Source organism: Povalibacter sp., from assembly GCF_036520495.1.
Taxonomy (GTDB): Bacteria; Pseudomonadota; Gammaproteobacteria; order Steroidobacterales; family Steroidobacteraceae; genus Steroidobacter.
In genome coordinates this window covers 90701-103161 of the sequence record NZ_DATDJO010000034.1, presented here as the reverse complement: position 1 = coordinate 103161, position 12461 = coordinate 90701, and the positions used below count along the sequence as shown (strand labels likewise).

Below are 12461 nucleotides of genomic sequence, written 5' to 3'. Positions count from 1 at the left end.
ATCCGGCCCCCAGCGACTCGTACTGACTTGAATCCTGCCCGGCCGGCCCCCAACTAACCGGCCATCGAATTCCTGATTCCACGGAGCCTGTTCCATGGCAAAAGTCATCGGCATCGACCTCGGCACCACCAACTCCTGCGTCGCGATCATGGACGGCGGCAAGCCCCGCGTGATCGAGAACAGCGAAGGCGACCGCACCACGCCGTCCATCGTGGCCTTCACCAAGGACGGGGAGGCACTGGTCGGCCAGTCGGCCAAGCGCCAGGCCGTGACCAACCCCCAGAACACCCTCTACGCGATCAAGCGCCTGATCGGGCGCAAGTACGAAGACTCGGTCGTGCAGAAGGACGTGGGCATGGTCCCTTACCACATCGTCAAGGCCGACAACGGCGACGCGTGGGTCGAAGTCCACGGCAAGAAAATGGCGCCGCCGGAGATTTCCGCGCGCGTGCTCATGAAGATGAAGAAGACGGCCGAGGACTACCTGGGCGAGCCGGTCACGGAAGCCGTGATCACGGTGCCCGCGTATTTCAACGACCAGCAGCGCCAGGCGACCAAGGACGCTGGCCGCATCGCGGGCCTCACCGTCAAGCGCATCATCAACGAGCCGACGGCGGCCGCGCTGGCCTATGGCCTCGACAAGTCGGGCGGTGATCGCAAGGTGGCCGTGTACGACCTCGGCGGCGGCACCTTCGACGTCTCGATCATCGAGTTCGCCGACGTCGATGGCGAGCGCCAGTTCGAAGTGCTCGCGACCAACGGCGACACGTTCCTCGGCGGCGAGGACTTCGACAAGATCCTCATCGATTACCTCGGCGAGGAGTTCAAGAAGGAAAGCGGCGTCGATGTACGTCGTGACGCGCTCGCGCTGCAGCGCCTGAAGGAAGCTGCCGAGAAGGCGAAGATCGAGCTGTCGTCGAGCCAGCAGACCGAAATCAACCTGCCGTACATCACGGCCGATGCATCGGGTCCGAAGCACCTCAGCATCAAGCTCACGCGTTCCAAGCTGGAATCGCTGGTCGAGTCGCTGGTTCAGCGCACGATCGAGCCGTGCAAGGTCGCTGTGAAGGATGCGGGCCTGGCGTTGAAGGACATCTCCGAGGTCATCCTCGTCGGTGGCCAGACGCGCATGCCGCTCGTGCAGAAGGCCGTGAAGGACTACTTCGGCCAGGAGCCGCGCAAGGACGTCAACCCGGATGAAGCCGTGGCCGTCGGTGCCGCGATTCAGGGCGGCGTTCTCTCCGGCGAAGTGAAGGACGTGTTGCTCCTCGACGTGACCCCGCTGTCTCTGGGCATCGAAACCCTGGGCGGCGTCATGACCAAGCTCATCGAGAAGAACACCACGATTCCGACCAAGGCGAATCAGACGTTCTCGACGGCGGACGACAACCAGGGTGCCGTGACCATTCACGTGCTCCAGGGCGAGCGCCAGCGTTCGAGCGATAACAAGTCGCTCGGCCAGTTCAATCTGGAAGGTATTCCGCCGGCACCGCGCGGCATGCCGCAGATCGAAGTCACGTTCGATATCGATGCCAACGGCATCCTCAACGTGTCGGCGAAGGACAAGGCCACGAGCAAGGAACAGAAGATCGTCATCAAGGCCTCGAGCGGTCTGTCGGAAGATGACATCAAGCGCATGGTGTCGGATGCCGAATCGCACGCGGAAGAAGACAAGCGCTTCCGCGAACTGGTCGAGTCGCGCAACAAGGCTGATGCACTGATCCATCAGTCCGAGAAGGCGCTGAAGGATCTCGGCGACAAGGTCCAGGGTGCGGATCGCGCCAAGATCGAGTCGGCCGTGTCCGATCTGAAGAAGGCCATTACCGACGACGACAAGGACATCATCGACAAGAAGGCTGCGGCGCTGTCCGAGGCTGCGGCTGCGCTGGCTCAGCAGGCGTATGCCCAGACCGACGATAGTGCAGCGCCTGAAGGCGCGGCCGGGGCAGGCTCCAGCGGCGCCAAGCAGGATGATGTGCTCGACGCGGAGTTCGAAGAGGTCAAGGACAAGAAGACCGGCAACTGAGCCGCATTCGGGGCAAAGTGCACCCGAATCGATTTGCATGCCGCAGAGAGCGCGGCATGATAGATGGCACAGTGGCCGCCGCGGGACGTGATTCCGCGGCGGCCAGCTTGCATCTAGTGATGCCCATTTCACAGCGACCAATGACTACGAAACCTGGCAGCCGATAGCTACGACATGTCCAAGCGCGATTACTACACAGTGCTGGAGGTTTCCCGCACAGCCACCGAGGCCGAACTCAAGAAGTCGTATCGACGTCTGGCCATGAAATATCACCCGGATCGCAATCCGGACGATCACGAGGCCGAGGACAAGTTCAAGGAGGCCAAGGAAGCCTACGAGGTGCTGACGGACGAGCAGAAGCGCGCCATCTATGATCAGAGCGGTCATGAAGGCCTGGCGGCACGCGGCGGTAGCGGCAACGGGTTCGGCGCTGGCGATGCGTTCAGCGATATTTTCGGTGATGTCTTCGGTGACATCTTTGGCGCCAGCAGACGCGGTGGACGTCAGCAGGTGTTTCGTGGCGCCGACCTGCGCTACGACCTGGAGCTGGATCTGGAGCAGGCCGTGTTCGGCCACGAGGCCAGCGTCGAGTTCACGACACTCGGCGAATGCGAGCCCTGCAAGGGCAGCGGCGCAGCGCCCGGCTCGAAAGTTACGAGTTGCGAAACCTGTCATGGCTCAGGCCAGGTCCGCATGCAGCAGGGGTTCTTTGCAGTTCAGCAGGCGTGCCCGCGCTGCAAAGGCCGCGGCCAGGTGATTACTCAGCCCTGCGACAGCTGTCTCGGTCAGGGGCGCATCCGTCGCAAGAAGACGCTCTCGGTCAAAGTGCCGCAAGGCGTCGACAATGGCGATCGGATCCGGCTCTCGGGCGAGGGCGAAGCGGGCCGCAACGGCGGACCGGCTGGCGATCTGTACGTTGAGATCCGGGTACGTGAGCACCCGATTTTCGAGCGCGATGGCAGTCATCTCTCGTGCGAAGTCCCGGTGAGCTTCGCGACAGCGGCGCTGGGCGGTACGGTCGAAGTACCCACCCTGGGCGGCAACGTCGAATTGAAGGTCCCGAGCGAGACACAGTCAGGACGCGTGTTCCGGTTGCGCGAGAAGGGCGTCAAGCCCGTTCGCGGTGGCGCCACGGGCGATCTGTTCTGTCGCATCGTCGTCGAGACTCCCGTCAATCTCACGGACGAGCAGCGCGATCTGCTGCGACAGTTCGACGCGACCATGCGTACCAGCGCGCACAATCACAGTCCGCGCGAGCGCACCTGGCTCGACGGCGTGAAGCGTTTCTTCGAAACCATCAGAAGCTGACGCCATGACGAATCCGATGCTGCGCGTGGCGATCTTTGGTGTATCGGGCCGAATGGGCCGCGCATTGCTGAGCGCGCTGGATGAAGTGCCGGATGCGCGACTGACCGGTGCCAGTGCCTCGGTGCAAAGCCGCTGGAACGGCAAGGATGCCGGCGAACCCTCTGGCTCGGCGTTACGCAACGTGCTCATCAGCGCCGATGCGGGTCACGCCATCCGCGATGCGAATGTGGCCATCGATTTCGCACTGCCCGAAGGCACGCCGGCAAACCTGCGCGCATGCGTCGCTGCTGGTTGTCCGCTGGTCATCGGTACGACCGGCCACGACGCCGCTGCGCGCGCTGAGATCGAAGCGGCCGCGCAGAAAATTGCGATCGTGAGCGCACCCAACATGAGTCTCGGTGTCACTTTGCTGCTCAAGGTGGTCGAGCTGACCGCGGCAACGCTCGACGCTGGTTACGACATCGAAGTCTTCGAGGCCCATCACCGCAACAAGAAGGATGCACCATCGGGAACGGCGCTGGCGCTCGGGCGAGCAGCGGCTGAGGGCCGCAAGGTCACGCTGGATGCGATAGCTGAGTACGCGCGGCACGGCAACACCGGGGCTCGCGAACGCGGTGCAATAGGATTCTCGGTATTTCGCGGTGGCGACGTCGTCGGTGATCACACCGTGACGTTCGCGGGAATTGGCGAGCGCATTGAATTGACGCATCGCGCCAGCGATCGCATGGCGTTTGCACGCGGTGCCGTTGCTGCAGCTCGCTGGATCCATGGCCGCAAGCCGGGCCTCTACTCGATGCAGGATGTACTGGGACTTTCGTAAGCCGCAGGTCCTCACGTCGTGTGAGGATTTCACCGCGCTCATCGTGGTTTTCCTCAGTGTCATTCCAGAAGTTTCCGCTTCCCTCACTTGGGTCACTCGCGTAGACTGCCGCCTTCAGCACGTGGCGATATTTCTAGTGCGCGGGACCGGCAAAAGCCTCTCCCGCTATTCGTGCGCGCGCCGGAAATGATAGACAGGAGCTGAAGTGACTCAAGGCGACAGAACGACCGCTGTACTTGCGCTTGAAGACGGTACGGTTTTTTCTGGCCGCTCGATCGGTGCCAAGGGCAATACGACGGGTGAGGTGGTGTTCAACACCGCAATGACGGGTTATCAGGAAATCCTGACCGACCCGTCCTACTGCCGTCAGATCGTGACCCTCACGTATCCGCACATCGGCAACACGGGAGCCAATCCGGAAGATCTGGAGTCTGCGTCCGTCTGCGCCGCTGGCCTGATCATCCGCGACCTGCCCGCGACCTACGCGAGCTGGCGTGCGTCGGAATCCCTGGAAAGCTTTCTCGAACGCGGCAAGGTCGTGGCCATTGCCGACATCGATACCCGCAAACTGACGCGCATTCTGCGCGAGAAGGGCGCGCTCGCCGGTTGCATCATGACGGGCGAGAAGGCGACCGCGACGGCTGCGGTTCACGCCGCACGCAAGTTTCCCGGCCTGAAGGGCATGGATCTCGCGAAAGTCGTGTCGACCAAGCGTACGTACCAGTGGAACGAAGGCACGAACTGGGCGCTGGAGCAGGGGCCCAAGCAACGTCCCGGTCAGCGTCTGCACGTCGTTGCCTACGATTTCGGCATCAAGCGCAACATCCTGCGCCTGCTGGCGGATTACGGCTGTCGCGTCACGGTGGTGCCGGCGCAGACACCGGCCGACAAGGTGCTGGCAATGAACCCCGACGGTATCTTCCTGTCGAACGGCCCCGGCGATCCGGAGCCTTGCACGTACGCGATCGATGCGATCCGCAAATTCCTTGAAACCGATATCCCGGTGTTCGGCATCTGTCTCGGCCACCAGTTGTTGGGTCTCGCGAGCGATGCGAAGACGATCAAGATGAAGTTCGGCCATCACGGCGCGAACCATCCGGTGCAGGAGCTGGCGAGCGGCCGCGTGCTGATCACGAGCCAGAATCACGGTTTCGCCGTCGACGAGACCACGCTTGGCGCGAACGTGAAAGTGACACACAAGTCGCTCTTCGATGGCTCGTTGCAGGGCATCGAGCGTACGGATCGGCCGGCTTTCAGTTTCCAGGGCCATCCGGAAGCGAGTCCCGGTCCGCACGAGGTGCGCGACCTTTTCGGCCGCTTCGTGGCCATGATCAATGAGCGTCTCAATGCACAGACCGCGGCCAAAGACGGCGCGCGTCGTGTGGCAGAGCGCTAGGCCGAAAGTTACAGACAAGAGTTGAGATGCCAAAACGTACTGACCTGCAGAGCATCCTGATCATTGGCGCCGGCCCGATCGTCATCGGGCAGGCGTGCGAGTTCGACTACTCAGGCGCACAGGCCTGCAAGGCTCTCAAGGAGGAGGGCTATCGCGTCATTCTCGTGAACTCCAATCCCGCCACCATCATGACGGACCCGGAGACCGCCGATGCCATCTACATCGAGCCGGTCAACTGGCGGGCGGTCGAACGCATCATCGAGAAGGAAAAGCCCAGCGCGCTGCTGCCCACCATGGGTGGTCAGACGGCGCTGAACTGCGCCCTCGATCTGGTTCGCGAAGGCGTGCTGGAGAAGCATGGCGTCGAGCTGATTGCCGCCTCGCGCGAGGCCATCGACATGGCCGAGGATCGCGAACGCTTCCGCAATGCCATGCGCGAGATCGGTCTGGAGTCGCCGCGTTCGCGCATTGCGCACAGCATGGAAGAGGCGCTGGCGGTGCAGTCGGAGATCGGCTATCCGACGGTCATTCGTCCGTCCTTCACGATGGGCGGTTCGGGCGGCGGCATCGCTTACAACCGCGAAGAATTCGAACAGATTGTCGAGGGCGGCCTCGAGGCTTCGCCCACCAGCGAAGTGCTGCTCGAAGAATCCGTGATCGGCTGGAAAGAGTTCGAGATGGAAGTCGTCCGCGATCGCAAGGACAACTGCATCATCATCTGCTCGATCGAGAATTTCGATCCGATGGGCGTGCACACGGGCGACTCCATCACCGTGGCGCCGGCGCAGACGCTCACGGACAAGGAATACCAGCTCATGCGCAATGCGTCGATCGCGGTGCTGCGCAAGATCGGCGTCGAGTGCGGTGGTTCGAACGTTCAGTTCGCCCTGAATCCCGACGACGGCCGGCTGCTGGTCATCGAAATGAATCCGCGCGTGTCGCGTTCGTCAGCGCTCGCGTCCAAGGCGACGGGTTTTCCGATCGCCAAGGTCGCGGCCAAACTGGCAGTGGGCTACACACTCGACGAACTCAAGAACGACATCACGGGCGGCGCGACCCCGGCGTCGTTCGAGCCGACGATCGACTACGTCGTCACGAAAGTGCCGCGATTCACGTTCGAAAAATTTCCCGGCGCCAACGATCGACTGACGACGCAGATGAAGTCCGTCGGCGAAGCGATGGCCATGGGCCGCACGTTCCAGGAATCGCTGCAGAAAGCGCTGCGCAGTATGGAGACTGGTGCCGATGGCATCGATCCGATCCTGAAGCTGCCGCTCAGTGCCGAAGATGCACAGCGCGTGCGTGAAGAATTGCGCATGCCAGGACCGAATCGAATCCGTTACGCCGCCGATGCGCTGCGTGCGGGCTGGACCGTGGAAGAGGTCTACTCGCTGTCGAAGATCGACCGCTGGTTCCTCGCCCAGATCGCCGACCTCATGGTTGAGGAGCAGGCTGTGCAGGCACAGGGACTGGAAGCGTTCGACCGCGATCGCGTGCGGGCGCTGAAGCGCAAGGGCTTCTCCGATCGCCGTCTTGCCACGCTGCTCGGTCTCGACGAGGCGAGCGTTCGCCGTCGCCGCACGACCATGGGTATCCGTCCGGTCTACAAGCGCGTCGACACCTGTGCTGCGGAGTTCGCGACGTCCACGGCGTACATGTATTCGACGTACGACGAGGAGTGCGAGTCGCAGCCAACCGACCGCAAGAAGATCATGATCCTCGGCGGTGGCCCGAACCGGATCGGGCAGGGTATCGAGTTCGATTACTGCTGCGTACACGCGGCGCTCGCTCTGCGTGAGGCCGGCTTCGAGACCATCATGGTCAACTGCAATCCGGAGACGGTGTCGACCGACTACGACACGTCCGATCGCCTGTATTTCGAACCGCTGACGTTCGAAGACGTCATGGAAATCATCGACAAGGAAAAGCCGGCGGGTGTGATCGTGCAGTACGGCGGTCAGACGCCGCTGAAGCTGTGCCGGGCGCTCGAAGCCGCGGGTGCGCCGATCATCGGCACGACGCCGGATGCCATCGACGTTGCGGAAGACCGCGAACGCTTCCAGCAGCTCGTGCAGAAGCTGAACCTGAAACAGCCTCCGAACTGCACTGCGCGCACCGAAGACCAGGCGATCGCGATGTCCAAGACGATCGGCTTTCCGCTGGTGGTGCGTCCGTCGTACGTGCTGGGCGGTCGGGCGATGGAAGTCGTCTTCAACGAAGAAGATCTGCGCATCTACATGACCGATGCGGTCAAGGTGTCCAACGACAGCCCGGTGCTGCTCGATCGGTTCCTCGATCTGGCGATCGAGGTGGATGTCGATGCCATCTGCGACGGTGAAGACGTCTATATCGGCGGCATCATGGAGCACGTCGAACAGGCGGGTGTGCATTCAGGCGACTCCGCCTGCTCATTGCCGCCGAACAGTCTGAGCGCTGAATTGCAGGCCGAGCTGCGCGAGCAGACGCGCAAACTGGCGCGTGGCCTGAACGTGGTCGGGCTGATGAATATCCAGTTCGCGATTCAGAACGGCATCATCTACATCCTGGAAGTGAATCCGCGCGCGTCGCGAACGGTTCCGTTCGTCTCCAAGGCGACCGGTGTGCAGATCGCCAAGATGGCTGCGCGTGTGATGACGGGCAGCAAGCTCAAGGATCTGGGTCTCACGACCGAACGCATTCCGAAGTTCTTCTCGGTGAAGGAAGCGGTCTTCCCGTTCGCGAAATTCCCGGAATCGGATCCGATTCTCGGTCCGGAAATGAAGTCGACGGGCGAGGTGATGGGCACCGGACGTTCGTTTGGCGAAGCGTATGCCAAGGCTCAGCTGGCATCCGGAGTCACGCTGCCGACGCGCGGTGTCTGCCTGATCAGCGTGCGCGAACGCGACAAGCCATCGGCCGTCACACTCGCTCGCCGTCTGGTGGCGGAGGGCTTCGAGATCGTGGCGACCGAAGGGACTGCCAAGGCGATCACTGATGCCGGCATTCCGTGCCGACGCGCCAACAAGGTACGTGACGGGCGCCCGCACATTGTCGACATGATCAAGAACGATGAGATCTCACTCATCGTCAACACGACGGAAGGCAAGCAGGCGATTTTCGAATCGCGCTCCATCCGTCGCGAGGCCGTGCACAAGCGTGTGACTTACTACACGACAGTGACCGCCGGTCTCGCTACCTGCGATGCCATCGCGCATATCAATGAGACTGACGTGAACCGTTTACAGGATCTGCATGAGGAGGCCGCATCGTGAAGCGCCTGCCATTGACGCTTAGGGGCGCGGAGCGTTTGCGCGTCGAACTCAAGAAGTTGAAGACAGAAGATCGTCCGCGCGTGATCCAGGCCATTGCCGAGGCCCGCAGTCACGGCGATTTGAGTGAGAACGCCGAGTATCACGCCGCGCGCGAGCAGCAGAGCTTCATCGAAGGCCGCATCAAGGACCTGGAAAGCCATCTGTCGAACTCGGAGATCATCGACATTACCCGCGTCTCGGTGGGCAGCAAGGTCGTGTTCGGCGCCACCGTCAATCTCGAAGATCAGGATGACGGCAACAAAGTCGTCTATCAGATCGTGGGTGACGCCGAAGCGGACATACGCAATGGCTGGATTTCCGTGTCATCGCCAATCGCGCGCGCGTTGGTAGGCAAGCAGGAAGGGGACGTCGTGGACGTGGTGGCCCCCAACGGCACGCGGTCGTACGAAATCGTCTCGGTGAAGTACGTCTGAACGGATGTCGCGCGTCGCGTCTGTCCTGATCGCGTTCTGGGCCGGCAGTCTCTGGACGATCTGCGGCGTCGTCGCGCCGTCACTGTTCGGGGTGCTCGACGACCGCCGGGTGGCGGGTCAGCTCGCCGCGCGATTCTTTTTCATCGAGACCTGGATCGGCGTCGTCATCGGCGCTGTCCTGCTGGGGCTCGGCTTCAGCGGCAGGCTGGTGCTGCCCGGCCGCTCATGGATCTTCATCGCGGCTCTCTTGCCGCTGGCCAGTCACGTACTGCTCGGGCCGTTGATGGAGCGGGCCCGTGCCGCTGGCGACATGGCCCGCTTCGGTGTGCTGCACGGAATCGCGGGGGTCTGCTTCCTGTTCGCGTGCATTGCGATGCTGGTCGTCGTCTGGAAGTTCAATCGGCCGGCAAGATGATCTTCGGCTTTTCCTTGTGGCGGCGATAAAGCAGAGCCACGTTGCCAATCCGCTGCACCATCGAGCTGCCGGTCTGAGCGGTGAGCTGCGCGAAAATCGCATCGCGTTGCTCGCGGTCGCCGACCCGGGCCCGAACTTTCACCAGCTCATGCGTGTCCAGTGCGAGATCCAGTTCCCTGGTCACGCCGGCCGACAGGCCCGACTGTCCGATCATTACGATGGGATCGCGCCCATGACCCAGCCCGCGCAGGTATTTACGTTGCTTCTCGGAGAGTGTCGCCGTTGTCATTCGGGTATCGCTGCTGATTCAGAGGCCGCAACCGTATCAAATCGACGGCGTGTCCGGCTCGATCAGGTGATGCGCAGGCACTAGTTCGCTTCCGGTCCGTGATGGTCTTGCCCGGTCTTCTTTGCTTGTAATGTGGGCGCCAGCCCCCACCTTGAACGGAACGTCCCGCGGTCTTCCAGAACGGAAGACGCATCTGATTGAACTATCACGGTATTTTCCGTGCGGGTTGGGCGGAATGCACGCAATCGACGTGGGTGTTGGGACGAGCCGGGTCGGGCGCTGCAGTTTCCGCCACGTTCGACCCCATTCAGCTCATCTGCAGCGTCGACGGGTTCTGGCAATGGCCGAGGCGGATGGTGTAGTGTCAAATGCATACACCATTCTTGCGGATGCTTTCTGCGTTCGGCCCGGCCCTCCCAGGTCAGGCAGCGCCGGCGAGAAGTCGCCCGCTGCCATCATGCCCCGGCAGTGTTATTGAGCAAACATGTGGACAGGCACCGGTAAGGGCTTTTTGAGGATTCGACCTTGAACGATCTCGCAAAGAATATCGTCCTGTGGATTGTCATCGCTGTGGTCGTGGCCACCGTGGTGAGCAACTTCAGCACGAGGGCCGGCGCGGAGCCCGAAATCCCCTACTCGACATTCCTGGACGAAGTCCGTTCAGGCACTGTCGATGAGGTCGTCTTCAAGGGCGACCAACTGCGAGGGCAGCGCCGCAACGGCGAGCGCTTCGTGGTCAACAATCCCGAGACCGACTATTCCGATCTGATCGGCGCGCTGGTCAAGGCCAACATCAAGTTCAGCAAAGCACCGGCCGAACGTCAGTCGTTGCTGACGCAGCTCCTCATTTCGTCCTTCCCGATCCTGCTGCTGATAGCGGTCTGGGTTTACTTCATGCGCCAGATGCAGGGCGGTGCGGGCGGTCGTGGGGCCATGTCATTCGGCAAGAGTCGAGCGCGACTCCTCAATGAGGATCAGGTTCAGGTCACGTTCGCGGATGTGGCCGGTGTCGATGAGGCCAAGGAAGAAGTCGTCGAGATCGTCGAGTTCCTCAAGGACCCGGCGAAGTTCCAGCGCCTCGGCGGCAAGATTCCGCGCGGCGTACTGATGGTCGGTTCGCCCGGCACGGGCAAGACGCTGCTGGCACGCGCCATTGCCGGCGAAGCCAAGGTGCCGTTCTTCACGATTTCCGGTTCCGACTTCGTCGAAATGTTCGTCGGCGTGGGTGCTTCCCGCGTGCGTGACATGTTCGAGCAGGCAAAGAAGCATGCGCCCTGCATCATCTTCATCGACGAGATCGACGCAGTCGGCCGCCATCGCGGCGCTGGCCTGGGCGGCGGTCATGACGAGCGCGAACAGACCCTGAACCAGCTGCTGGTGGAGATGGACGGCTTCGAAGGCACGGAAGGCGTGATCGTCATCGCGGCGACCAACCGCCCTGACGTGCTGGATCCGGCGCTGCTGCGTCCGGGCCGTTTCGACCGCCAGGTCGTCGTGCCGCTGCCGGACGTGCGCGGTCGCGAACAGATCCTCAAGGTCCACATGCGCAAGCTGCCGCTGGCCGAAGATGTTCGTCCGCAGATCATCGCGCGCGGTACGCCTGGATTCTCCGGTGCCGATCTCGCGAACCTGGTGAACGAGGCGGCGCTGTTCGCAGCGCGCGCGAACCGTCGCACCGTGTCCATGGACGAATTCGAGCGCGCCAAGGACAAGATCATGATGGGCGCCGAGCGGCGTTCCATGGTGATGGACGATCAGGAGAAGAAGCTCACGGCCTATCACGAAGCGGGACACGCGATCGTTGGTCTGTCCGTGCCGGAACACGATCCGGTCTACAAGGTGACGATCATCCCGCGCGGCCGCGCACTGGGCGTCACGATGTTCCTGCCTGAGCAGGATCGTTACAGCATCAGCAAGCGCCGCCTGGAGAGCAAGATCGCCACGCTGTTCGGCGGGCGCCTTGCCGAGGAAATCATTTTCGGACCCGAGTCGGTGACGACCGGCGCCTCGAATGACATCGAGCGTGCGACCGATATCGCCCGCAACATGGTCACGCGTTGGGGTCTTTCGGATCGGCTCGGACCGCTGACGTACAGCGAAGAATCCGGCGAGGTGTTCCTCGGCCGCTCAGTGACCCAGCACAAGCAGGTGTCGGATGTCACGGCGCATGCGATCGACGAAGAAGTCCGCAGCCTGATCGATTCGAACTACCAGCGCGCCAAAAACGTCCTGGACACGCACCTGGACAAGCTGCACAAGATGGCCGAAGCGCTGATCAAGTACGAGACCATCGACGAGACGCAGATCAGGGACATCATGCAGGGCCGCGAACCGCAGCCCCCCGCGGGATGGGACGACAATGCGCCCCCGATGGGCGGCAAGAATCCCGATCGCGACGAGACGCCCGAGTCGCCGATCGGTAAACCGGCCAGCCAGCACTGAACGGCCGGACAGGCTACAGAAAGACGCGATGCCGGCCTCTG

9 protein-coding genes are annotated in these 12461 nt (G+C 62.4%); 8 read left to right on the top strand and 1 reads right to left on the bottom strand.

The window, feature by feature from the left end:
• Window positions 1–94: 94 nt before the first annotated feature.
• From dnaK to VIZ63_RS12580, 7 genes are all read left to right on the top strand, one after another.
• Window positions 95–2026, top strand: a complete 1932-nt coding sequence (dnaK, locus tag VIZ63_RS12610; protein ID WP_331609992.1) for a molecular chaperone DnaK — start codon at window positions 95–97, stop codon at window positions 2024–2026.
• Between the two features lie 174 nt (window positions 2027–2200).
• Window positions 2201–3334: a molecular chaperone DnaJ gene (gene dnaJ, locus VIZ63_RS12605; protein WP_331609991.1), complete on the top strand. Its 1134-nt coding sequence runs from the start codon at window positions 2201–2203 to the stop codon at window positions 3332–3334.
• 4 nt (window positions 3335–3338) lie between these two features.
• Complete coding sequence (dapB, locus tag VIZ63_RS12600) at window positions 3339–4154, top strand: 4-hydroxy-tetrahydrodipicolinate reductase (RefSeq protein ID WP_331609989.1); 816 nt, start codon at window positions 3339–3341, stop codon at window positions 4152–4154.
• A 205-nt stretch (window positions 4155–4359) separates the two neighbouring features.
• Window positions 4360–5550: a glutamine-hydrolyzing carbamoyl-phosphate synthase small subunit gene (gene carA / locus VIZ63_RS12595; RefSeq protein ID WP_331609988.1), complete on the top strand. Its 1191-nt coding sequence runs from the start codon at window positions 4360–4362 to the stop codon at window positions 5548–5550.
• 26 nt (window positions 5551–5576) lie between these two features.
• Window positions 5577–8801: a carbamoyl-phosphate synthase large subunit gene (gene carB, locus VIZ63_RS12590; protein WP_331609987.1), complete on the top strand. Its 3225-nt coding sequence runs from the start codon at window positions 5577–5579 to the stop codon at window positions 8799–8801.
• The gene (gene greA / locus VIZ63_RS12585; protein ID WP_331609986.1) at window positions 8798–9274 is read left to right on the top strand and encodes a transcription elongation factor GreA; all 477 of its coding nucleotides are present in this window, start codon (window positions 8798–8800) and stop codon (window positions 9272–9274) included. The genes carB and greA overlap by 4 nt, the downstream gene beginning before the upstream one ends.
• A gap of 4 nt (window positions 9275–9278) precedes the next feature.
• Window positions 9279–9689 (top strand): DUF4149 domain-containing protein, encoded by a 411-nt coding sequence (locus VIZ63_RS12580; RefSeq protein ID WP_331609985.1) that lies wholly within the window; start codon window positions 9279–9281, stop codon window positions 9687–9689.
• On the opposite strand, the gene VIZ63_RS12575 is transcribed toward VIZ63_RS12580, so the two are convergent.
• Entirely contained in the window at window positions 9670–9978 is a 309-nt protein-coding gene (locus tag VIZ63_RS12575) for a YhbY family RNA-binding protein (protein WP_331609983.1), read from the bottom strand. The genes VIZ63_RS12580 and VIZ63_RS12575 overlap by 20 nt on opposite strands.
• A gap of 525 nt (window positions 9979–10503) precedes the next feature.
• Here VIZ63_RS12575 and ftsH point away from each other — a divergent pair.
• Window positions 10504–12420, top strand: a complete 1917-nt coding sequence (gene ftsH, locus VIZ63_RS12570) for an ATP-dependent zinc metalloprotease FtsH (RefSeq protein WP_331609982.1) — start codon at window positions 10504–10506, stop codon at window positions 12418–12420.
• Window positions 12421–12461 lie beyond the last annotated feature (41 nt).